The sequence below is a fragment of the Pseudomonas costantinii genome (assembly GCF_001870435.1).
GTDB classification, from domain to species: domain Bacteria; phylum Pseudomonadota; class Gammaproteobacteria; order Pseudomonadales; family Pseudomonadaceae; genus Aquipseudomonas; species Aquipseudomonas costantinii.
Genome location: NZ_MDDR01000035.1, coordinates 56,864 through 78,868 on the forward strand (window position 1 = coordinate 56,864; position 22,005 = coordinate 78,868).

Annotated in this window: 27 protein-coding genes; 13 read left to right on the top strand and 14 right to left on the bottom strand. The window is 61.1% G+C overall.

What is annotated here, in order from left to right:
- Window positions 1-72: 72 nt before the first annotated feature.
- From BFL40_RS18960 to BFL40_RS18975, 4 genes are read right to left on the bottom strand one after another with little or no spacing between them, the layout of a single operon-like run.
- Complete coding sequence (locus BFL40_RS18960; RefSeq protein ID WP_071485384.1) at window positions 73-594, bottom strand: DUF3299 domain-containing protein; 522 nt, start codon at window positions 592-594, stop codon at window positions 73-75.
- Window positions 595-605: 11 nt separating this feature from the next.
- Entirely contained in the window at window positions 606-1,871 is a 1,266-nt protein-coding gene (locus BFL40_RS18965) for an ABC transporter permease (RefSeq protein ID WP_071485385.1), read from the bottom strand.
- A gap of 1 nt (window position 1,872) precedes the next feature.
- Window positions 1,873-2,583, bottom strand: coding sequence for an ABC transporter ATP-binding protein (locus tag BFL40_RS18970; protein ID WP_071485386.1), 711 nt, complete (start codon window positions 2,581-2,583; stop codon window positions 1,873-1,875).
- 6 nt (window positions 2,584-2,589) lie between these two features.
- On the bottom strand, window positions 2,590-3,195 hold the full coding sequence (locus tag BFL40_RS18975; RefSeq protein ID WP_071485387.1) for a DUF2796 domain-containing protein: 606 nt from the start codon (window positions 3,193-3,195) through the stop codon (window positions 2,590-2,592).
- A gap of 131 nt (window positions 3,196-3,326) precedes the next feature.
- On the opposite strand from BFL40_RS18975, the gene BFL40_RS18980 reads away from it, so the two are divergent.
- Complete coding sequence (locus BFL40_RS18980; RefSeq protein WP_071485388.1) at window positions 3,327-3,674, top strand: hypothetical protein; 348 nt, start codon at window positions 3,327-3,329, stop codon at window positions 3,672-3,674.
- Here the strand turns inward: BFL40_RS18980 and trxA are convergent.
- From trxA to BFL40_RS18995, 3 genes are read right to left on the bottom strand one after another with little or no spacing between them, the layout of a single operon-like run.
- The gene (gene trxA, locus BFL40_RS18985) at window positions 3,671-4,543 is read right to left on the bottom strand and encodes a thioredoxin (RefSeq protein WP_071485389.1); all 873 of its coding nucleotides are present in this window, start codon (window positions 4,541-4,543) and stop codon (window positions 3,671-3,673) included. The genes BFL40_RS18980 and trxA overlap by 4 nt on opposite strands.
- Window positions 4,544-4,575: 32 nt before the next feature.
- The gene (locus BFL40_RS18990; RefSeq protein ID WP_071485390.1) at window positions 4,576-5,238 is read right to left on the bottom strand and encodes a class I SAM-dependent methyltransferase; all 663 of its coding nucleotides are present in this window, start codon (window positions 5,236-5,238) and stop codon (window positions 4,576-4,578) included.
- Window positions 5,235-5,690 (bottom strand): YbaY family lipoprotein, encoded by a 456-nt coding sequence (locus BFL40_RS18995; protein ID WP_071485391.1) that lies wholly within the window; start codon window positions 5,688-5,690, stop codon window positions 5,235-5,237. Before BFL40_RS18995 ends, BFL40_RS18990 begins: the two co-directional genes overlap by 4 nt.
- A 140-nt stretch (window positions 5,691-5,830) precedes the next feature.
- Here BFL40_RS18995 and nrdR point away from each other — a divergent pair, with 140 nt between their 5' ends.
- The 11 genes from nrdR (at window position 5,831) to BFL40_RS19050 (ending at window position 14,026) form a co-directional block, all read left to right on the top strand.
- Entirely contained in the window at window positions 5,831-6,295 is a 465-nt protein-coding gene (gene nrdR, locus BFL40_RS19000) for a transcriptional regulator NrdR (protein ID WP_071485595.1), read from the top strand.
- Complete coding sequence (gene ribD, locus BFL40_RS19005; RefSeq protein ID WP_071485392.1) at window positions 6,292-7,428, top strand: bifunctional diaminohydroxyphosphoribosylaminopyrimidine deaminase/5-amino-6-(5-phosphoribosylamino)uracil reductase RibD; 1,137 nt, start codon at window positions 6,292-6,294, stop codon at window positions 7,426-7,428. The genes nrdR and ribD overlap by 4 nt, the downstream gene beginning before the upstream one ends.
- Before the next feature lie 44 nt (window positions 7,429-7,472).
- Window positions 7,473-8,135 carry a riboflavin synthase gene (locus BFL40_RS19010; RefSeq protein ID WP_065909971.1) on the top strand — a complete coding sequence of 221 codons (663 nt, stop codon included), beginning with the start codon at window positions 7,473-7,475 and terminating at the stop codon, window positions 8,133-8,135.
- Between the two features lie 15 nt (window positions 8,136-8,150).
- A complete protein-coding gene (gene ribBA, locus BFL40_RS19015) occupies window positions 8,151-9,242 on the top strand; it encodes a bifunctional 3,4-dihydroxy-2-butanone-4-phosphate synthase/GTP cyclohydrolase II (RefSeq protein ID WP_071485393.1) in 1,092 nt (363 codons plus the stop codon).
- 88 nt (window positions 9,243-9,330) lie between these two features.
- Window positions 9,331-9,807, top strand: coding sequence for a 6,7-dimethyl-8-ribityllumazine synthase (ribH, locus tag BFL40_RS19020; protein ID WP_003176356.1), 477 nt, complete (start codon window positions 9,331-9,333; stop codon window positions 9,805-9,807).
- On the top strand, window positions 9,804-10,304 hold the full coding sequence (nusB, locus tag BFL40_RS19025; protein ID WP_071485394.1) for a transcription antitermination factor NusB: 501 nt from the start codon (window positions 9,804-9,806) through the stop codon (window positions 10,302-10,304). The genes ribH and nusB overlap by 4 nt, the downstream gene beginning before the upstream one ends.
- An 18-nt stretch (window positions 10,305-10,322) precedes the next feature.
- Window positions 10,323-11,288 carry a thiamine-phosphate kinase gene (gene thiL, locus BFL40_RS19030; protein ID WP_071485395.1) on the top strand — a complete coding sequence of 322 codons (966 nt, stop codon included), beginning with the start codon at window positions 10,323-10,325 and terminating at the stop codon, window positions 11,286-11,288.
- 55 nt (window positions 11,289-11,343) lie between these two features.
- Entirely contained in the window at window positions 11,344-12,069 is a 726-nt protein-coding gene (locus BFL40_RS19035) for a substrate-binding periplasmic protein (RefSeq protein WP_071485396.1), read from the top strand.
- 129 nt (window positions 12,070-12,198) lie between these two features.
- Window positions 12,199-12,816: a GTP cyclohydrolase II gene (ribA, locus tag BFL40_RS19040; protein WP_016978544.1), complete on the top strand. Its 618-nt coding sequence runs from the start codon at window positions 12,199-12,201 to the stop codon at window positions 12,814-12,816.
- Window positions 12,813-13,232, top strand: a complete 420-nt coding sequence (locus BFL40_RS19045) for a nuclear FMR1 interacting 1 family protein (protein WP_071485397.1) — start codon at window positions 12,813-12,815, stop codon at window positions 13,230-13,232. The genes ribA and BFL40_RS19045 overlap by 4 nt, the downstream gene beginning before the upstream one ends.
- A complete protein-coding gene (locus tag BFL40_RS19050) occupies window positions 13,229-14,026 on the top strand; it encodes a cobalamin-binding protein (RefSeq protein ID WP_071485398.1) in 798 nt (265 codons plus the stop codon). Before BFL40_RS19045 ends, BFL40_RS19050 begins: the two co-directional genes overlap by 4 nt.
- On the opposite strand, the gene BFL40_RS19055 is transcribed toward BFL40_RS19050, so the two are convergent.
- The 7 genes from BFL40_RS19055 to ycaC form a co-directional block, all read right to left on the bottom strand.
- Window positions 14,023-15,918 (bottom strand): TonB-dependent receptor domain-containing protein, encoded by a 1,896-nt coding sequence (locus BFL40_RS19055; protein ID WP_071485399.1) that lies wholly within the window; start codon window positions 15,916-15,918, stop codon window positions 14,023-14,025. The genes BFL40_RS19050 and BFL40_RS19055 overlap by 4 nt on opposite strands.
- A gap of 117 nt (window positions 15,919-16,035) precedes the next feature.
- Window positions 16,036-17,934, bottom strand: coding sequence for a 1-deoxy-D-xylulose-5-phosphate synthase (dxs, locus tag BFL40_RS19060; protein ID WP_071485400.1), 1,899 nt, complete (start codon window positions 17,932-17,934; stop codon window positions 16,036-16,038).
- Between the two features lie 111 nt (window positions 17,935-18,045).
- On the bottom strand, window positions 18,046-18,933 hold the full coding sequence (ispA, locus tag BFL40_RS19065; protein ID WP_071485401.1) for a (2E,6E)-farnesyl diphosphate synthase: 888 nt from the start codon (window positions 18,931-18,933) through the stop codon (window positions 18,046-18,048).
- On the bottom strand, window positions 18,930-19,172 hold the full coding sequence (locus tag BFL40_RS19070; RefSeq protein WP_003176346.1) for an exodeoxyribonuclease VII small subunit: 243 nt from the start codon (window positions 19,170-19,172) through the stop codon (window positions 18,930-18,932). The genes ispA and BFL40_RS19070 overlap by 4 nt, the downstream gene beginning before the upstream one ends.
- Before the next feature lie 158 nt (window positions 19,173-19,330).
- Complete coding sequence (locus tag BFL40_RS19075; RefSeq protein ID WP_071485402.1) at window positions 19,331-19,708, bottom strand: MerR family transcriptional regulator; 378 nt, start codon at window positions 19,706-19,708, stop codon at window positions 19,331-19,333.
- The gene (locus BFL40_RS19080) at window positions 19,647-20,291 is read right to left on the bottom strand and encodes an NAD(P)H-dependent oxidoreductase (protein WP_071485403.1); all 645 of its coding nucleotides are present in this window, start codon (window positions 20,289-20,291) and stop codon (window positions 19,647-19,649) included. The genes BFL40_RS19075 and BFL40_RS19080 overlap by 62 nt, the downstream gene beginning before the upstream one ends.
- Window positions 20,292-20,407: 116 nt before the next feature.
- The gene (gene ycaC, locus BFL40_RS19085; RefSeq protein ID WP_071485404.1) at window positions 20,408-21,040 is read right to left on the bottom strand and encodes an isochorismate family cysteine hydrolase YcaC; all 633 of its coding nucleotides are present in this window, start codon (window positions 21,038-21,040) and stop codon (window positions 20,408-20,410) included.
- Window positions 21,041-21,411: 371 nt separating this feature from the next.
- On the opposite strand from ycaC, the gene BFL40_RS19090 reads away from it, so the two are divergent.
- Complete coding sequence (locus BFL40_RS19090) at window positions 21,412-21,993, top strand: YjfI family protein (RefSeq protein ID WP_071485405.1); 582 nt, start codon at window positions 21,412-21,414, stop codon at window positions 21,991-21,993.
- Window positions 21,994-22,005: the final 12 nt, after the last annotated feature.

Consider the following 22,005-nt stretch of genomic DNA (forward strand, 5'->3'; position numbering starts at 1 on the left):
AAGTTGTACGTCCAATGGTAAAGATCGTTCCGTTCGATCTTTTGACTCAGCTCAATGAATGGGCGATCAGCGTTATTCCTGCAGTTCGTAGACGTAAATCTTCTCGGCATCCATCTGATAACCCGCATCTGCCAGTTCACTGGAAGACGGCTTGACCTGCATCGAGCCCTCAATCCAATACGGCTGATACAGCTCATCGAGTTTCACCCCGACTTCGCTTTTCACATGCACGATTTGGTTCGACGGCGGTGGCGGCACATGGATGCAGGCGCCGAAATACGGCACCAGCAAAAACTCGGTAGTGCGGCCTTCTTCACTGACTTCCAACGGGACGATATAGCCTGGCAAACGAATGTGTTTGCCGTTGAGGCTCTGCACCACCGGTGCGTTGGGCAGGTCCTGCTTGGCGGCTGGTGCGGCCTCGACCGACAACGCGTCGGCCATGTTCGACAGGTCGTGCAGCGGTTTCATGTTGGGGATTTCCGGGGGAGCATCCGGCGGGATCATCTCCTGCCACGACAGGTCCTTGGGCTGGTCGGCTGCCCAAGTGGGCAACGCCACCAGCAGCAACAGGGCAAACAGTGCACGACGCATCGAAGCCTTCCTCATAAACGTATGGACAGGCCGTCGGCCAGAGATTGTCGATAGGCACGCCACGCAGGGACGCTGCCCATCAACAGTGCTGCGGCCAGGATACCGGCGAGCAACGTCCATTCATATTCGCTCGGCCACGACATCGGCAAGTCGAGGCCATAGTTGGCCTGCAAATAGCCGCGCGATGCGGCGATGCACACGTACAGCAAACCCACGCCGGCAACGACGCCGGAGAAGGCCAGGGCGAAGGCTTCGAAGATCAGCAGCGTTGCGATATGCCAAGGCCGTGCGCCTACTGAACGCAGGATCGCCATTTCGCGGCGGCGTTCATTGAGGCTGGTGAGGATCGCCGTGAGCATGCCGATCAAGCCGGTCAGCACCACGAACAGCGAGATCACGAACAGCGCTTTTTCGGCGGTGCCCATCATGCTCCACAGCTCTTGCAGCGCCACGCCCGGCAGGATCGCCAGCATCGGTTCGCCACGGAACTCATTGATCTCGCGCTGCAAGGCGAAGGTGGAAATCTTGTTGTTCAGGCCGAGCATAAAGGCGGTGATGGCTTGCGGGGTGAGGTCCATATTGCGCGCTTGGTCGGCGCTGATGCGGCCTTTGCCCTGGGCCGGCACGCCGTTGTGCCAGTCGATATGAATCGCTTCCATGCCGCCGAGGCTGATATGCAGCGTGCGGTCCACCGGCGTGCCGGTGCGCTTGAGAATGCCGACCACCGTGAACGGTTTGTCATCGTGCTTCACCAGGCTGACCACTGCCACGCCGTGGGCCAGCACCAGCTTGTCGCCGAGCTTGTAGTGCAACGCGTCGGCCACTTCGGCGCCGAGTACCACTTCGAACGGGTCGGTGGCGAAGGCGCGGCCACTGGCGAGTTCGAGGTTTTGCTTGCGGCCGTATTGGTAGTGCTCGAAGTAGGATTCGTTGGTGCCCATCACGCGGTAGCCGCGGTGCGAGTCGCCGAGGGAAATCGGGATCGCCCATTTCACCTGCGGGTTGGCGGCGAAGTGCTCGTAGCTGTCCCAGCGGATGTTGTTGGTGGCGTTGCCGATGCGGAACACCGAGTACAGCAGCAGGTTGACCGAGCCGGAGCGTGCGCCGACGATCAGGTCGGTGCCGCTGATGGTGCTGGCGAAACTGTTACGCGCCTCAACGCGCACGCGCTCCACCGCCAGCAACAGGCACACTGACAGGGCGATGGCGAAGGCGGTGAGGATCGCGGTAAAGCGGCGGTTAGCCAGGCTGGCCATGGCTAGACGAAACAAATACATCTCAAACCTCTGCGGGCGTGGCGGCGCGATTGAGTTCGGCCAACGACAGGTTGCGGTCGAACAGCGGCGCCAGGCTCTGGTCGTGGCTGACAAACAGCAGGCTGGCACCGGCTTCGCGGCATTCGGCGAACAGCAACTGAATGAAGGCTTCGCGGGCGTCGTAGTCCAGGGCCGAGGTGGGTTCGTCGGCGATTACCAGCTCCGGCTGGCCGATCAACGCGCGGGCGGCGGCCACCCGTTGTTGCTGGCCGATGGACAGCGAGTCGGCGCGGCGCTCAAGCAGGTTTTTATCCTTCAAACCCAGGTGCGCCAGCAGTGTTGCGGCGGCCTGGTCGACACTGCCGTGGCGCTGAATCGCCCGTTGCGCGCGCAGCTTGGAAAAGTGGCAGGGCAGCTCGACGTTCTCGCGCACCGACAGAAACGGCAGCAGATTGAACTGCTGGAAGATGTAGCCGGTGTGGTCGACGCGAAACCGGTCGCGGGCGCCGGCCGAGAGTTCGGTGAGTTCCTGGCCGAGCAGTTGAATGCTGCCCCGGCTGGGTTTCTGCACGCCGCCCAGCAAGCCAAGCAACGTGGTTTTGCCACTGCCGCTCGGGCCCTTGAGAAATAGGGTTTCCCCCGCTTCCAGGCGGAACGCGGGGATGTCCAGCAACTGCGGGTGACCGGGCCAGTTGAAGCCCAGGTCAGACAGTTCGATAAGTGCTTGGGTCATGTGAACTCAGAACTTCAGGGTGGCGGCTGCGGCCGTCGCTTCGACACCTTGCTGGCCGCTTGGGCCGATCAGTTGTACCTGAATTTTCTGGGTCGCGGGGAAGGTCTTGAACACCTGGGTCAGGTCGAGATTGCTCAGGGCTGTCGGCGTGGCGCAGGTGAATTGGTAGTGGGCGTGGATTTCGCTGTGGTCGTGATGATGCTCGTGGGCAGCGGCACCTTTGCCGTCGGTGGCGTGGTCATCATCGTCGTCATCATGATCGGCTTCGGGCTTGTCACCGAACAGCGGGCTGTTGAGTTCCTGGGTGCTGATCACACAACCGGCGGTCTTGGGCAGGTTGAACAGAGCCAGTGGGTTCTCCAACTGCTTGCGCGCGGCGGCGACCTTGGCTTTGTCGGCCGGGGTGGTGGCTTTGTGTTCGAAACCCACGAGGTTCATGGCGGGGCTGTCAAATTCCAATTCCAGCGCCTGGCCGTCGAGCACGGCGTTGAGACGGCCGATCCCGTGTTCGTGGGCACCGAGGCTGCCGTGTTCATGATCGTGCTCGTCGGCAGCGTGGGCGATGGCGAGTGGCAACAGGGCAAACGGCAAAGCGAGCAGCAGACGGCGCATGAGAAAGCTCCAGAACATGAAAGTTTTGTTATGTGATCTTATAACAATAATGGCGGGAGTTTGAACGCCCGCTTGGCGTTGCGCAAGTCGCGTGGGAGCATGCCTGTCGGAAAAGTGCGGGAGTAAGCGCGATGTTGCGAATTCGTGGAACCGTCGGCGACCTGCCGGTGGACTTGACCCTGGAGCTGGATGACGGCGATTGGGCACGGCTGGGTGCGCAGTTGCAGGCGACCTCGGGGTCAAGCGCGGCCGCCGTGCCGGTTGTGCCGGTCAAACACAATGATGATCTGTGGCAGAACGCCCAAGACCTGTTACGCAAGGCCGGGCAACTCAGCGGGCTGGAGTTGCTTGATCAATTGGAAGGTTTGGCCGGCGATGCCGCGTCAGGCAAGCGCCTGCTGGTGCGTCTGCGCCACAGTTCGAACGTGAAAGTGGCCAGCGGCGGGGATACGCCGCTGTACAGCTGGATCGGCGATTAGTACAACGCGGCGAACAACTTGCGGCGGTACACCGTGACCAGCGGGTGGTCATTGCCCAGCAGTTCGAATACCTGCAGCAAGGTCTTGTGCGGCAGGCCTTCGCTGTAGCTGCGGTTGCGGATAAACAGCTTGAGCAGGCCTTCCAGCGCGGCGTCGTATTGCTGGCGCGCCAGTTGCTGAATAGTCAGTTGATAGGCCGCTTCATCATCCAGCGGGTTTTGCGCCAGGCGGCTTTTCAAGTCAGCGGCGTCCGGCAAGTCGGCAGCTTGGCGCAGGAAGGTGATTTGCGCCTTGGCCCCGGCGAGGGCGGCTTTGTGGTCATCGCTTTTGACGGCGTCGAGCACGGTTTGGGCTTCACCCAATTCACCGCGTTCGGCCAGGCAGCGCGCGTACAAGATCAGTGCGGCGGCGTTGGTGTTGTCCTCGCCCAGCAGCGCAACCAGCACCGTTTCGGCATCGCTGATACGCCCTTCGGCAAACAGCGCCTGAGCCTGTTCCAGTGGATCGGCCGCCGCCGGTGGTGGCATCTGTACATGCGGCTCCAGCATCGCCCGCACTGCCGACTCCGGCTGCGCCCCGGCAAACCCGTCTACCGGCTCGCCATCCTTGAACAGCACCACCGTCGGCAAGCTGCGAATGCCAAAGCGCGCGACGATGTCCTGCTCGGCATCGCAATCGACTTTGGCCAGCAGCAATTCGCCCTGATAGCTCTCGGCAATCTGCGTCAGCATCGGCATCAACGCCTTGCACGGCGCGCACCACTCAGCCCAGAAGTCCACGAGCACGGGTTTTTCGAATGAGTTTTGAATTACCGCCTGGTCGAACGTGGCAGTGGTGGCGTCGAAGATGTACGGCGTGGGCTCACTCATGGGGCGTCTCGAATAAAGCGGGAATGGGGCAACTATAAGGGCTGGCGCCGCGAATGGTACAGGCTCACCTTGCGAAACTCCCAAGGCTCGGCCAGGTCCGGCAAGGTCAATGCATCGAGGATTTCCAGGCGCTGATAATCCGGGTGCTGGAAATCCCGTACCCGCGAGTCCGCCACCAGCGCCTCACGGCCACGGGTGAGGAATTGATCCAGCAACGGCAGGTTCGCCCGGTCGTAAAGCACGTCGGCGACCAGGATCAGGTCGAAGCGATCGGCCTCGGCGAAAAAGTCCGCCGAGTAGCCCAGCTCCACACCATTGAGTTCGGCATTCGCCCGGCAGGACGCGAGGGCCAGCGGATCGAGGTCGCAGGCCACGACTTCCCGCGCACCCGCTTTACCGGCGGCAATCCCGGCCACGCCGGAACCGGCGCCAAAGTCCAGCACGCGTTTACCTGCCACCCACTCGGGATTCGCCGCCAGGTACCGCGCCAGCGCAAGGCCGCTGGCCCAGCAAAAACTCCAGTAGGGCGGTTCATGCAGGATGCGCCGGGTTTCCTCGGGGCTGAATGCGCGGTCCATATTGTCCGCGTCCAGCAGCCACAACGATAACTCGGTGCCCGGCAGCGGGCAGGGCACCAGTTGGGCGTCGCCGATCAGTTCGCTCAAGGCACGTTGCAGGCCCAGCGGTGGCGTCATGGGGCTTTGACGAGTTGCAGGGGGCCGGTGGTCTGGGTGATCGCCTGGGTGATGCGCACGGCGGGCAGGTGCAGGATCAACTGGCCGGACTGGCTGGCGCGGCCGCGCAATTCAACCCGTGCACCGGCCGGGAAGGCTTGCGGGTTGAAGCGCAGGCGGAAGGCCAGGGGCTTGTCATTGCCGGTCAGCACGCTGCTGGCGAGCAACTGTTGCGGGCGCGAACGGTCGTCAATCACCAACAATGCCAATTCAACTTCGGCACCGGCGGGCACGCCGTTCAGGGTGCCGTTGATTTCACGCTGGTAAGCCGGCAATGGGCCTAGGTCTTCAAGGCCAGGCACTTTTTTCTCTTGTGCAGGCGTGGGTTGAGGCGCGGCAGGCTTGGGGGCTTGGCTGCTGCAGGCGACCAGAAAACTGAACAGGGTGAGTAAAACAAGTGGTCGTAACTGCATGTACGGCTCCAGAAAGGACAAAATCCGTGACTTGAAAATTAACAAACATATAAGCCTGCCTATATACCGTAAAGGCTATGGCTTGTCTTGCCACGGGGATGCGCTACCATGGCCCTCCCTTTTTTTGTTGCCTGCCAACCATGCACTGTCCCTTCTGCGGTGCCAACGACACCAAGGTCATTGACTCGCGTCTGGTCGCCGAGGGCGATCAAGTGCGTCGCCGGCGCGAATGCCTGGCCTGTGGTGAGCGTTTCACCACCTTCGAAACCGCCGAACTGGTATTGCCACGTCTGATCAAGTCCGACGGCAGCCGCCAGCCTTTCGACGAAGACAAACTGCGCGCCGGTATGCAGCGCGCCCTGGAAAAACGCCCGGTGAGTGTCGAGCGGCTGGAGGCGGCGCTGGTGCATATCAAGCACAAGCTGCGTGCGACCGGCGAGCGCGAGGTCAAGAGCCTGGTGGTGGGAGAACTGGTGATGGGCGAGCTGCAAAAGCTCGACGAAGTCGCCTATATCCGTTTCGCCTCGGTGTATCGACGCTTCCAGGACCTCAATGAGTTCCGCGAAGAAATCGACCGCCTGGCCCGTGAGCCTGCCAAAGAATGAACCCACCGTCTGCCGAACAAGCTGTCCTCGACGCCCATTACATGGCCCGCGCCCTCGAATTGGCGCGCAAGGGCCTGTACACCACCCATCCCAACCCTCGGGTGGGCTGCGTGATTGTGCGCGATGGGCAGATTGTCGGCGAAGGCTGGCATGAGCGCACCGGCGAACCGCATGCCGAGCCGAATGCTCTGCGCGCAGCCGGCGACAAGGCGCGTGGCGCCACGGTGTACGTGACCCTCGAACCGTGCAGCCACCATGGGCGTACGCCGCCATGCGCCGACGCGCTGGTGAGTGCCGGTGTCGCGCGCGTGGTGGCGGGCATGCAGGACCCGAACCCGGAAGTGGCCGGTCGCGGCATGCAGCGTTTGGCCCAAGCCGGTATCGAAATCCGTAGCGGCGTGCTGGAAAGCCAAGCCCGTGCGCTGAATCCAGGCTTTCTCAAACGCATGGAACACGGCCTGCCCTTCGTGCGGGTCAAGCTGGCGATGAGTTTGGACGGCCGCACCGCGATGGCCAGCGGCGAAAGCCAATGGATCACCGGCCCTGCCGCCCGCGCCGCCGTGCAGCGCCTGCGTGCCGAGGCCAGCGTGGTGCTGACCGGCGCCGACACGGTGCTGGCCGATGGCGCCCGCTTGACGGTCCGCGCCGCTGAGCTCGGCCTGGATGAAGAAACCACTGCGCTCGCCATGTCGCGTCCGCCCTTGCGGGTGTTGATCGACGGCCGTCTGCGTGTGCCTTTGAATGCCCCGTTCTTCAAGGCTGGCCCGGCGTTGGTCATCACCTGCGTGACCCCGGAAAACCAGTTCCCACGTGGACCTGAGTGCCTGGTGGTGCCGGGCGTCGACGGCCAGGTTGACCTGCGCTCGGCGCTGGTAGCTCTGGCCGCCCGTGGCGTCAACGAGGTGCTGGTGGAAGCTGGCCCAAGCCTGGCGGGCGCGTTTGCCCAACAGGGGCTGGTGGACGAGTACGTCATTTTTGTTGCGGGCAAGTTCCTAGGCTCCGCTGCCCGACCTTTGTTGGACTGGCCGCTTGAGAAACTCAGCGACGCCCCCCAACTCAAGATCACTGAAATGCGCGCTGTAGGCGACGACTGGCGAGTCACTGCCATCCCTGTGCCACCAGCGAGCGTATAATTCCAGCCTGCGCTAAGCGCAGCCCCGTTTTCCAGGAGAAGGCCATGTTCACCGGCATTATCGAATCCATCGGCAGCATCCGCGCCATGACCCCCAAAGGCGGCGACGTACGCCTGCTGGTTGAAACCGGCAAGTTGGACCTGGGCGACGTCAAACTGGGCGACAGCATCGCCGTCAGCGGCGTGTGCCTGACCGTCATCGAGCTGCCGGGCAACGGCTTTGCCGCCGACGTCAGCCGGGAAACCCTGGACTGCACGGCGATGAATGACCTCAAGGCCGGCAGCCCGGTCAACCTGGAAAAAGCCCTGACCCCGACCACCCGCCTGGGCGGCCATCTGGTCAGCGGCCACGTCGACGGTGTCGGCGAAGTGGTTGCCCGCAGCGAAAATGCGCGTGCCGTGGAATTCCGTATCCGCGCGCCAAAAGAGCTGGCCAAGTACATCGCCCATAAAGGCTCGATCACCGTCGATGGCACCAGCCTGACCGTGAACGCCGTGAATGGCGCCGAATTCGAACTGACCATTATTCCCCACACCCTGAGCGAAACCATCATGGCGTCGTACCAGCCGGGTCGCCGGGTGAACCTGGAAGTGGACTTGCTTGCCCGTTACCTGGAGCGCCTGTTGTTGGGCGATAAGGCCGCAGAGCCAACTGCCGGGAACATCACTGAAAGTTTTCTGGCCGCTAACGGCTACCTGAAATCCTGACCAAGGGGGTGCCACGTGGCGCTCAATAGCATCGAAGAACTGGTTGAAGACATCCGCCAAGGCAAGATGGTCATCCTGATGGATGACGAAGACCGCGAGAACGAAGGCGATATCATCATGGCCGCCGAGCTCTGCAAGGCTGAGCACATCAACTTCATGGCCAAGCACGCCCGTGGGCTGATCTGCATGCCCATGAGCCGTGAGCGCTGCGAGTTGCTCAAGTTGCCGTTGATGGCGCCGCGCAACGGGTCGGGTTTCGGCACCAAGTTCACCGTGTCCATTGAGGCGACCACCGGTGTCACCACTGGTATCTCCGCGGCTGACCGCGCACGCACGGTGCAAGCCGCCGCCGCGAAAGACGCCAAGGCCGAAGACATCGTCAGCCCTGGGCACATCTTCCCGCTGATGGCCCAACCGGGCGGCACGCTCGCGCGCGCCGGCCACACCGAAGCGGCCTGCGACCTGGCGCGCATGGCCGGTTTCGAGCCGAGCGGTGTGATCTGCGAAGTGATGAACGACGACGGCACCATGGCCCGTCGAACTGAACTCGAAGCGTTCGCGGCCGAACACAACCTCAAGATCGGCACCATTGCCGACCTGATTCACTACCGCATGATCCACGAACGTACCGTTCAGCGGATTGCCGAGCAGCCACTGGACAGCGAACTGGGCCAATTCAATTTGGTGACCTACCGTGATTCAGTGGAAGGTGACGTGCACATGGCCCTGACTCTGGGCAACATCTGCGCGGAAGAGCCGACCCTGGTGCGGGTGCACAACATGGACCCGCTGCGTGACTTGTTGATGGTCAAGCAACCGGGTCGCTGGAGCTTGCGGGCCGCCATGGCTGCGGTTTCCGAGGCGGGCAGTGGCGTAGTGTTGTTGCTCGGCCACCCGTTGGATGGCGATGTGTTGCTGGCGCATATCCGCGAAACGGCTGACCACGCGCCGGTGAAAAAACCGACCACCTACAGCATCGTCGGTGCCGGTTCGCAGATCCTGCGCGACCTCGGCGTGCGCAAAATGCGCCTGATGAGCGCGCCAATGAAATTTAATGCGATATCCGGTTTCGACCTGGAAGTTGTAGAATACGTGCCCTCCGAATAAAAGCCGGCGATTTTTGCCCCTTGTTCGCGGTTAAAACATCACTGAGGGACGCACTTTTCGCGTCCCTGCTCTTTAAGAGATTTGTCGAATGACCCTGAAGACCATCGAAGGTACCTTCATCGCCCCCAAAGGCCGCTATGCCCTAGTGGTTGGCCGCTTCAACAGCTTCGTGGTTGAAAGCCTGGTAAGCGGTGCCGTGGACGCCCTGGTTCGCCACGGTGTGAGCGAGAGCGACATCACCATTATCCGTGCCCCTGGCGCCTTCGAAATTCCACTGGTTGCGCAAAAAGTTGCTCAGCAGGGTGAATACGCGGCGATCATCGCCCTGGGCGCAGTCATTCGTGGCGGTACCCCGCACTTCGAATACGTAGCTGGCGAATGCACCAAGGGCCTGGCCCAAGTCTCCATGGAGTTCGGTGTGCCAGTCGCTTTCGGCGTACTGACCGTAGATTCCATCGAGCAAGCCATCGAGCGTTCCGGCACCAAGGCCGGCAACAAAGGCGCTGAAGCTGCCTTGTCCGCCCTGGAAATGGTCAGCCTGCTGTCGCAGTTGGAGGCCAAGTGATTTCCGACGAGAGCGACAACTTCAACCCGCGCGAGCCACGTCCAGCCGATGCTGGCAAGCCATCGAAAAACGAGAAGCGTCGCGCTGCTCGTCAACTGGCCACCCAGGCGCTGTACCAGCGCCAGATGGCCGGTGCGTCGCTGAACGAAATCGAAGCGCAGTTTCGCGTCGACAACGACTTCACCTTCGCCGACCTGCCGTACTTCCACGACATCCTGCACGGTGTGTATGCGCACCTGAGCGAGATCGACACGGCCCTGGCACCATGCCTGGACCTGACCATCGAAGAGCTGGACCCGGTTGAACTGTGCGTGATGCGCCTGTCCACCTGGGAACTGCTGTATCGCGTCGACGTGCCGTACCGCGTGGTGATCAACGAAGGCATTGAGCTGGCAAAAGTCTACGGTTCGACCGACGGCCACAAGTTCGTCAACGGTGTGCTCGACAAGCTGGCCCCGCGCCTGCGTGAAGCCGAAGTGAAGGCGTACAAGCGCTAATTCGCGCTTGAATCCTTGATGGGTGAGTTTGAGCTGATCCGCAAATACTTCGCCGCCGCGCCCTGTGCGCAAGGCGGTGAAGGCATTGCTCTGGGGATCGGCGATGACTGCGCCTTGCTGGCGCTCCCCGCCGGGGAGCAACTGGCAATCTCCACCGATACCCTGGTGGCCGGCGTGCATTTTGCCGACCCCTGCGATCCCTTTCTGCTCGGCCAGCGCTCGTTGGCTGTGGCAGTCAGCGATTTGGCCGCCATGGGCGCCCACCCCCTCGCGTTTACCCTTGCACTCACTACCCCGACAGTCGATGCCGATTGGCTGCAACGCTATGCCCAAGGTTTAAACGCCATGGCGCAAAGTTGTGGCGTAGGCCTGGTGGGGGGGGACACCACGCGCGGGCCGTTGAGCCTGACCCTGACCGTATTTGGCCGTGTACCGGCCGGGCAGGCCCTGAAGCGCAGCGGCGCACAGCCGGGTGACCTGTTGTGTGTGGGCGGTGAACTGGGCAATGCCGCTGGCGCCTTGCCGTTGGTGTTGGGGCAGCGCACCGCTGACGCCGCCATCGCCGAGCCGTTGCTGGCCCATTACTGGTCGCCGCAACCGCAGTTGGCGCTGGGCCTGGCGCTTCGGGGCAAGGCTACGTCTGCCATGGATATCTCCGACGGGTTGTTAGCCGATTGCGGGCATATCGCCAAGGCGTCGGCTGTCAGCTTGTTGATCGAGCGTCAGCAGTTGCCGTTGTCAGAGGCGTTGCTGGCGTTTGTCGGTGATGACCAGGCCCGTGTGGCCGCGTTGAGCGGGGGCGACGACTACGTGCTGGCGTTCACCCTGCCACCGGCCGAGTTGGCGCCGTTACTGGCGAGTAACTGGCCGATCCATGTGATTGGCCGGGTCGAGGCCGGGCAGGGCGTGACGCTGCTCGATGCCAATGGGCAGGACATCACCCCGGCCGTGCGCGGCTATCAGCACTTTCGCGAAACGCCGTAAGCCAGCGACCTGCGCTACCCTCTATGCGGTTATCAAGCTGTAGGAGGTCGTTACTATGGATGTGCGCCACTGGCTGCTGATTGTGCTGTGTGCCGTCGCGTCGCTGGTGCAGGCGGAGGATGTTCAGGTTCCCGGCAAGGTCATGCTGGCCAGTGAGGAATGGAACGACTACACCAACAAAGACGGCAGCGGCCTGGCCTGGGACATATTGCGCCAGGTCTTCGAGCCTGCGGGCATCACGCTGCAAACCCGCAGCGTGCCCTATACCCGTTCGGTCGGTCTGGCCCAGCGTGGTGAGGTGGATGGTTGGGTCGGCTCCTACCGCGATGAAGCCAGCGGCGTGTTGTACCCACACTGGAATTTCGATTCCGACCACATCTACGCCCTCGGGCTGGCAACGACGCCGACGCCGAGCATTGCCACATTGGGCAACTACCGCCTGGCCTGGGTGCGCGGCTACAAATATGAAGAGTATTTGCCCAACATCCACCGCTTCAACCAGATCGAGCGCCGCGACGGTATTTTGCCGATGCTGCAGTATGGTCGCGCTGACTTCTATATCGATGCCCATTCCGAAGCCAAGTACGTGCTCGGTCAGTCGGATGAACCGTCGAAATTCAAGCTCACCCACATCGCCGAGCTGCCGCTCTATATAGGTTTTGCCGATAACGAACGAGGCCGGGCATTGATGGCGGTGTATGACCAGCGCATGGCCGCCTTGGTCGTCAGTGGCGAGCTGAAGCCGATTTTCGAGCGCTGGAAACAGCCATATCCGTTCTGAACTGCATAGAACCGAGACGAAGGCCAATCGAACCGATTGATCTTTATCAGCGATAATTCAGCTTAAGCGTCTGTAGGAACCTGCTGTTACAATGACAGCCTCTGTGAAATCTGAAATCAGGAGCACACGGTGCCCGTCGTTTTCGTCGCCGCTTCCAAGCTGCCTACCCCTTTTGCCACGTTCACCATGAACGGCTTTCTCGAAGAAGCCACCGGCCGTGAGCACGTTGTGCTCAGCCTGGGCGACATCGCCGACGGCGCGCCGGTGCTGGGTCGTGTGCACTCCGAGTGCCTGACCGGCGACGCGCTGTTCAGCCAACGCTGCGACTGCGGTTCGCAACTGGAAGCTGCCATGCGCGCCATCGCCCGTGAAGGCCGTGGCGTGTTGCTGTACTTGCGTCAGGAAGGCCGTGGTATTGGCCTGATGAATAAGATCCGCGCGTATGAGCTGCAAGATGGCGGCGCCGACACTGTCGAAGCCAACGAACGCCTGGGCTTCGCCGCCGACCAGCGTGACTACGCGATCTGCCTGCCGATGCTGGAGCATCTGGGTGTGAAGTCACTGCGCCTGATGACCAACAACCCGCGCAAGGTCAAAGCCTTGACCGAGATGGGCATCACCGTTGCTGAGCGTGTGCCGCTGCACACCGGGCACAACCCGCACAACAAACTCTACCTGGCCACCAAAGCCAGCAAGCTCGACCACATGATGGGCAACGAGCATCAGGGCGAGGTCGACCGCGCGTGACCCGTGGCCAGGTAAAACGGCGACTGTCCTTCAACTGGTGGCAGTACCTGGCCCTGGCATTGCTCCCGTTGTTCGTGATCAACCTGGTATTTGGCCAAGCCGAATTCCTGCTCCCCGTGCTGGCCATGCCGTTCTTTATCGCCGGCGTGGCCTCGATGTTTCTGAGCCTGCGCTATTTTCATGGTTATAAACACGCGCTGATCGCCACGTCCAAAGCCCTCGATACCCCAGAAGAACCAGCCGCCTGGATTACTCTCGCGGCCCGTCGACGCACGGCCTTGCTGGTCGCCGCCGTACCCGCCTGGATCGGCGCGTTGGCGGTATTCGTCGGCCTGGAAGCCGTGCCGCTGTGCCTGCTGGCCCTGTCAACTCTGGTCCTGTTCTACCTCTACCGCATTCCGCGTCAACTGGGATGATGCGCCACTGGCTGGCGGTCCTGCTGCTGGCATTCGCTGCCCAGGCGTTGGCGGTCGAGCGCGTCGTCAGCCTGGCGCCATCGCTGTCTGAAATCGTGGTTGAGCTGGGTGCTGCCGACTTGCTGGTGGGCGTTCTCGACGGTGGTGATCGGCCAGCGGCGCTGGCGAAAGTGCCATCGGTTGGGCGTTACGGGCAGTTGGACATGGAGCGCCTGCTCAGCCTTAAGCCCGACCTGATCCTACTCTGGCCCGGCAGCGTAGGCCCGGCGCAGCGTGAGCAGTTGCAGCGTCTGAATATCCCGGTGTACGTCGCCGAACCCCATAGCCTTGAACAACTGACCACCCAAGTCCAGGCCATTGCCCAGCAATTGGGGCGTGCTGAGGCGGGTCTACAGCTGGCCACGCAATTGCGCCAGCGCCTGGCCGAGTTGCGTCAACGCTATCAGCGTGCCGAGCCGTTGCGGGTGTTTTATCAGGTGTGGAACCAGCCGCTGTACACCGTGGGGGGTGGGCAGATCATCAGCGATGCGCTGACGGTGTGCGGTGCGCGCAATGTGTTTGATGACCTCAAGTTGCCAGCGCCGCAGGTCAGCATCGAGTCGGTGTTGCAGCGCAATCCCGAGGCGATCCTGGCGGGTGATCAGCCGCAGTTGGATGCCTGGAAAGCTTGGCCGCAGGTTGCCGCCGTGGCGCAGAGGCGCTTGCTGCTGGTGCCGGATAAAGGCCTGGAGCGGCCCAGCGGGCAGATGTTGGAAGCGGTGGCACGGCTGTGTGAAGTGATTTCGCCGCGTTAGAGCTCTGGCGTCCAGGTCACCCCAAACATCAGCGCCCGGCCTTCTTCCCGATAGCCATACTGTTGGCCTTGATACTGGTACAGCGCCCGGCTGTAATCTTTGTTCAGCAGGTTATCGAGCTTCATTTCCAGCTTGATCTCGTGAGTCACCGCCCAACTGCCCCGTAGCCCTAGCAAGCCATAACCGCCCATGGGTTGCTTGTTAGCCGCATCGTCGTAGCTGCTACTGACCGCTTGCCAGCTAGCGCCAACGCCGAACCGATCAAATTGGCGATCCAGGTCCAGGCTCACGGTGCGCTTGGCGCGACGGGCCAATGTGTGTCCGGTGTCGCGGTCTCGTGGATCTATCAGTGCAATGGCGAGGCTGCTTTGCCAGCCGAACAGCTCTTGCTTGAGGGCGGCTTCGAAACCGTTGATGCGCGCCGAGCTGACGTTTTGCGGGCCGCCGCTGGCGAAAACAATCGCATCTTGAATATCGGTCCGGTACAGCGAGGCTTCGAGTCGACTGGTGTCGCCGAGCTGGCTGCGCCACTGTACTTCGTAGCTTTTCGAGGTTTCGGGCTTCAGGTTCGGGTTGCTGTTTTTCCCGTAGCTGTTATCCGGGTAGTAGAGGTCGTTGAACGTCGGCGCCCGGAAGCCTTCGCTATAGCTAAGCAACAGATCATTGTCCGGGTTCAGCGGCAAGGTGAATGTGCCGCTCCAGCTGTTGTGGCCGCCGAACTGTTGGTTCTGGTCACGGCGCAGGCCCAGTTCTGTGGAGAAAGATTGCGCTTGAAAACGGTGTTGGATAAACGCAGCGCGGTTCCAGCGATGGTCTTCATTCAGTTGGGCGCTGCTGTTGACCCGGTCTTCATACCAGTCTGCGCCCAGGATCAGACTGTTCTGATCATTGAGGGTCAAGTCGTTTTGCCAGGTCAGCGAGTCGCGGTAAGTGTTGAATACGCTGCGTTCGTCGCTGAGCTTATCGAGTGTCTCTTCACGGTTTTCACTGTGGCCGAGTTCTACGCGAGATTTCCATGCGTCGTTGATACGTGCGTCGACATAGCTACTGACGCTGCTTACGGTGAAGTCGGTGTAAGGCTTTTGCTGGAAGCTTTGGAATGTGATCGCATCAACGCGCCCGAACGGGCTGTCGAATTCGCTTTTGCCACGGTTATCCAGCACGTTCACGCCGGCTTCGAGGTCATCGTTGAAGGCGTGGCTCAGGCTGAAACTGGTGGACTGGTTGCGATAGGCATCATGGTCGCCATCGCTGGGGTAGGACGTTCGTGTGCGGTCGATCCCGGCGGTGTCATCCAGGCTGGCGCCGAGGTTGAAGCGGGTTTGACCATCACCGCCCGATAAGCCGACGCTGCGCTCCCATGTCTGCTGGCTGCCAAACCCCAGGTGTACACGGGGCTGCAGGCCAGACTCGGTATTGCGTCGAGTGAAGATCTGAATCACCCCGCCAATGGCATCGCTGCCGTAGATCGCCGAGCGCGAACCCCGCAGCACTTCTATACGCTCGATTTGGTCGATGTTGAGGTATTGCAGATTGCTGGTGCCGGTGGTGGAGCTGCTGATGCGCTGACCATCCACCAGAACCAGGCTCTGGGCGGTGGAGGTGCCGCGAATATAAACGTTGGTCGCGCTGCCACGGCCGCCGCTTTGTGCCACCTGTACGCCGGGCACTCGGCTCAGCAAGTCGCTCACGCTAGTGGGTTGCAAACGGTCAATGTCATCGCGGGTGAACACGGTGTTGGCCGCGCTGCTGTCGTTGCGTGCCTGGACCTGGCGGTTGGCGCTGATGACCACGTCGGGCAGCTTCAGCGCGTCGTCGCGCTCGAAGGACTCGGCGAGCAGGTGAGGGGCGGGGAGCAACAACAAGGGCAGGGCGAAGCGAAGGCGGTTCATGGGCTGTCCATAGCATTGTAGGAGCCGGCTTGCCGGCGATGGCGGTCTGTCTGACACATTGATGTTGAATGTGCCGCCGCTATCGCTGGCAAGCCAGCTCCTACAGGTTTTCGGTGGTTACAGGCCGAGCAGCACCCTGCGCTCGCGCACCGAAGCCTCAATGCCGGCCTCGTCCAGCCCACATTCGGCCAGCATCTGCGCCGGCTTGGCGTGTTCGACATACACATCCGGCAAGCCAAGGTGCAGCACCGACTTGAGGATATTCTCTCGCGCCAGGAACTCGCTGACCGCCGCACCTGCGCCGCCCATGATGGCGTTTTCTTCGACAGTCACCAGCAGCTCATGGCTACCGGCGATCTCGCGCACCAAGGCTTCATCCAGCGGTTTGACGAAACGCATGTCGACCACGGTGGCGTCGATTTTCTCGGCGACTTTCAGGGCCTCGGCCAGTTGCACGCCGAACACCAGGAAGGCGGTCTTGCTGCCTTGGCGACGCACGATGCCCTTGCCGATCTCGATAGGCTCAAGGTCCTTCTCGATCACGGCATTTGGGCCGTTGCCGCGCGGGTAACGCACGGCGGCCGGGCCGTTGTACAGGTGACCGGTGCTGAGCATCTTGCGCAGTTCGTTTTCGTCGCTCGGCGTCATCACCAGCATGCCAGGGATGCAGCGCAAGTAGGACAAGTCGAAGCTGCCGGCGTGGGTCGGGCCGTCTTCGCCCACCAGGCCTGCGCGGTCGATGGCGAACAGCACGTCGAGGTTCTGCACCGCCACGTCGTGAACCAACTGGTCGTAACCGCGCTGCAGGAAGGTGGAGTAGATCGCCACCACTGGCTTGGCGCCTTCACAGGCCATGCCAGCGGCAAAGGTCACCGCGTGCTGCTCGGCAATCGCCACGTCGAAGTAGCGCAACGGGAAACGCTCGCTGAACGCCACCAGGTCGGAGCCTTCCTTCATCGCCGGAGTAATCCCCACTAGGCGCGGGTCGGCGGCGGCCATGTCACACAGCCATTCGCCAAACACACCGGAATACTTCGGCCCGCTGGCTTTTTTCGGTGCGGCGGCGGGAGCGTCCAGCGGCTCCAGCTTGGTGATCGCGTGGTAACCAATCGGGTCGACTTCCGCCGGGGCGAAGCCTTTGCCTTTCTTGGTGACGATATGCAGGAACTGCGGGCCCTTGAGGTCACGCATATTGCGCAGCGTGGCGATCAGGGTCGGCAGGTCATGGCCGTCGATCGGGCCGATATAGTTCCAGCCCAGCTCTTCGAACAGGGTGCCGGGAACCAGCATGCCTTTGGCATATTCTTCGGTGCGACGGGCAATTTCCCACGCGCCAGGCAGACGCGAGAGCACCTTCTTGCTGCCCTCACGCATGCTGGCATACGTGCGGCTGGAGAGGATTTTTGCCAGGTAATTCGACAGGCCACCGACATTGCGCGAAATCGACATGTCGTTGTCGTTAAGGATCACCAACATGTTGGCGTCCACTTCCGGCGCATGGTTCAGCGCCTCGAAGGCCATACCAGCGGTCAGTGCACCATCACCAATCACGGCAATCGCCTTGCGATCGCTGCCTTGCAGGCGGGCGGCAATTGCCATGCCCAGTGCTGCACTGATGGAGGTGCTGGAGTGGCCGACGCCAAAGGTGTCGTACTCGCTCTCGGAGCGACGCGGGAAGGCAGCCAGGCCGTCCTTCTGGCGCAGGGTACCCATGCGCTCGCGACGGCCGGTGAGGATTTTATGTGGATACGCCTGGTGGCCCACGTCCCACACCAGCCGGTCGTCCGGGGTGTCGAACACGTAATGCAAGGCGATGGTCAGCTCGATGACGCCCAGCCCTGCACCGAAATGCCCACCGGTCTGACCGACCGTGTAGAGCAATTCCAGGCGCAACTCATCGGCCAGGGTTTCCAGCTCGGCTTCACCCAGTCGACGCAGGCCGTCCGGCGTGGCAGCACGGTCGAGCAGGGGCGTGGACGGGCGTTTGCGGGGAATCTCTTGGAACGTCGTGGGCATCAGGCGAATCGTTATAGGTATAAGAAGAGGCGGCAGTTTACCTCAAGCATTGCAAACTGCCCACGCAGAGCGCCGAACTTGGCTGATATGCGGCTGCAATGGCCGCCGTTATCAGTGGCGACGTTCGACGATATACCGCGCCAAGTCACGCAGAGGCTCGGCCGCCGCGTCGAAAGGTCGCAGGGCGTCCAGGGCCTGGTCGCGCAGTTCCAGGGCATAAGCCTTGGCGGCGTCCAGCCCGAGCAGGGCCGGATAGGTCGGTTTGTCCCGTGCGATATCGGCGCCTTGGCGTTTGCCCAGGGTCGCGGTGTCACTTTCCACGTCGAGAATATCGTCCTGCACTTGGAATGCCAGGCCGATGGCCCGGGAGTAGGTCTGCAACGCAGCCAGCTGTGCGGTTTCGGCACGGCCGCTGGCCAGGGCGCCCAGTTCCACGGCCGCTTCGATCAGCGCACCGGTCTTGTGACGATGCATATGTTCGAGGGCTTGCTGGCCCAGCTTGAGGCTGACCGAACCCATGTCGATCGCTTGCCCGCCGACCATACCGGCCGGGCCTGCGGCGTGAGCCAATGCGGTCACCATGCGCAGACGGATCTCGGCATTGACGCTGCTCAAGCGCGGGTCCAGCAATGCGCTGAACGCCAGGCTCTGCAGGCCATCACCGGCCAGGATCGCATAGGCTTCATCAAAGGCTTTATGGGTGGTCGGCTGGCCGCGACGCAGATCGTCATCGTCCATCGCCGGCAAATCGTCATGCACCAGGGAATAAGCGTGAATCAACTCCACCGCACACGCCGCGCCGTTGGCCTGCTCGGCAGGCGCGCCCAAGGCTTCACACGCGGCGTACGCGAGCAACGGGCGCACACGCTTGCCGCCATTCATCACGCTATAACGCATGGCTTCATAGAGGCGGTTCATTTCCGGGCTTGGCGCAACAAACAAGGGCTCGAGCGCCGCATTGACCCGGGCTTGGCTACTGGCCTGATACGCGTCGATCATTCCGGTTGTTCCGCATCGAAAGGTTCTTCGGCCAACTCCCCGTCACGCTCCAGCAGCACCTGCACCTTCTGCTCCGCCTGCGCCAACGCGCTCTGGCAGTCGCGAGTCAGGCCGATGCCTTGCTCAAACGCCGTCAACGAGTCCTCCAGCGACAACTCGCCGTTCTCCAGACGCTCGACCAGGGTTTGCAGGTCAGCGAGGGATTGTTCGAAATCGAGTGCAACTTTTTTGCGGGCCATGGCGGCAATTCCGGTAGACGGTAAACCGGCGCGACACTAGCAGACATGGGGATTCTGGGCAAATGAGCGGGGCGGACATGGACGCCAGTGAGCCGAATGAACGGCCTATTCGGCTCATCCAATGAGCCGATTAGCCATTTTATTCGGCTCACAGCCGGTCAGGGTCTTTGCGCCATCGATGAGCACTTTCCGTGCGCTTCTTTCAACTGAGCTTCAAATGTCAGCAATCCCTGATGCATTTCCTGCATTACGGCAATTTTCAGGGCCAGCTCCTGTTTTTTGTCAGCGATAGCCAGGCTGGCCCGCCCCCAAGGCAATACATCGCCTTGGCGGTCTTGAAGAATTTCCTGCAACTCCTTGAGCTTGAACCCCAACTGCTGTGCGCACTTGATAAACATCAACAGCTCAACGTTCTGCTCCGAATAGACCCGGTACTGCCCCTGACGCTGCGGCGCCGGCAACAGCCCGATGGCTTCATAGTGCCGAATCGCCTTGATGGTCGTGCCCGACAGTTGCGCGGCTTTGCCGATGTACATGAAAACTCCCTTTTTCAATTAATGCGCCGGCCTGTTTCAGCCACTTATCCCGCTGCGCCGATGTGGATCCCAATACGGGCCCGAACATCAATGTTTTGATCGGCCGGATGCCACAAAACGCCAGCGTGGTCTTGCGCATCTGATGTACGCCAGGCATGCGGTAGAACCAGCGGTAATACCACGGGGGCGTGTCCAGGGTCACCAACAAGTGTGCGGTTCTACCTTGCAGTAGCTTATCGGGGAAGGCTTTGCCCTTACGGTATTTGAAGGCAAAACCGGAAAGGAAAATACGGTCGAAAAAGCCCTTCATCAAAGCAGGGATGCCACCCCACCAGATCGGGAACACAAATGTCAGATGGTTCGCCCAGAGGATGTCGGATTGGGCGCTGAGCAGGTCGGGCTCCAGCGGCTGAATCTGGGTATAGCCGTTATGAAGAACAGGGTCGAAGGCGAGGTCGCCCAAGCATAGGACGCGTACCTCATGGCCAGCGGTTTTTGCGGCGTGGATGTAGGTGTCTGCGAGGGCTGAACAGAAGCTGGTGCTGGAAGGGTGGCCGAGGATGACCAGGATACGCTGAGTCATGGGGTGGGTCCTGAAAATGAGGCTTTCAGGGTAGGGGGTGCCGTATAGGGGAGAGTCAAGGTTGAAACAACGAAAGCCTGCTTTTCAGGGCAGGCTTATCGTGAGTCTCAGTTGGCTTAGTTCTTACCAGCCGTCAGCGCCGCATAACCATTCATCAAATTGCGATAGTTAGGAATGCGCTGGGACAACAGATTGCCCAGGCCTTCGATATCGTTGCGCCAGTCGCGGTGTAACTCACACGCCACCGAGAACCAGTTCATCAATTGCGCACCGGCCTGTGTCATCCGGCTCCACGCCGCCTGCTGCACCGTGGTGTTGAACGTGCCCGAAGCATCCGTCACCACAAACACTTCAAACCCTTCCGCCAGCGCTGACAACGTCGGGAACGCTACGCACACATCCGTGACCACACCGGCAATGATGATCTGCTTACGCCCGGTGGCCTTGATCGCCTTGACGAAGTCTTCGTTGTCCCAGGCATTGATCTGACCAGGGCGAGCGATATACGGCGCGTCCGGGAACATCTCCTTCAACTCCGGCACCAGCGGGCCGTTGGGGCCTTGTTCGAAACTGGTGGTGAGGATGGTCGGCAGGTTGAAGAACTTGGCCAGGTCGGCCAGGGCCAGCACGTTGTTCTTGAACTCGTTAGGCGAGAAGTCCTGGACCAGAGAGATCAGGCCGGTTTGGTGGTCGACCAGCAACACGATGGCGTCGTCTTTGTTCAAGCGGTTGTAGGTTGGAGCGCTCATGGTTGAATCCTTTTTTTGTTTAAGTGGGTTTGGCGTTGCGTTCAACATGGGCACAGATTAATGGGCGGGTGGCAGGGGATAAATCGGGTGGGATGTGTAATACCGTCAACTCAGAGGAGACAATTATCGAGTGGCCAGCAGTACGGGTTCTTTTCCTGGCCGGGAAAAGTAAGACAAAAAATCTCACGCGTGAGCTATTGAGCCTGACGAAAATTGCCTGTAGATTTTCTCACGCGTGAGTTTTTCACAACGAGGTCAGTACCATGAAAAGCAGCTCTCCATCGAGCCCGTCGGCAGGGCCCGATACTGATTCAGCAAGCCTTCAGGGAGAGCGCTTGAAGCCGTCCGCGAAAAAGCCATCAAGCTTTTACATGAAGCAGATGCGCGCGGGCCTGGCGGCCGCCGGTTATGTGAAACACGAGACTTGGGTGCTTCCCGAAAATCGAAGCCTGCTCAAGCAGATGGAGAAACAGCTTCGCCAGCCGATTCTGGCTGGCTCATTCATGTCGGAGAATTACATGAGCGCAGGTACTAACTGGAATATCGATCGACTGTTCACGGCGCTTCAGGCCCTGGACGAAGTGGTTTCCAACGACATCACGCTTTCTCTGGTTCAAGGCTCCGAGTCCAGCATCAAGTTGGAGATGAACGACTTCGGAGGCTTGCCGATTTACATCGCAGTGGTGGGCGAGCAAATCATCGTGGACACCGTTCTGGTTGACGTCGAGTCCATCAACGACGTGCCGACATTCAATGACGCAGTGCTGCGCAGCCGGGAAATGTTCCCGCTGTCCTCGATCGGTATCGAGTCCATGCCTAACGGGCAAGTTGTTTACAACATGTTCGGCGCGTTGAGCTCCGACTCCAGCCTGACCAACATCGTGACCGAGGTGAAAACCCTCGTCGACAACGTGCAGCGCGCCAGCGAAGCCTTCGAACGTTTCTTCAATTAAGTATTCAGGAGT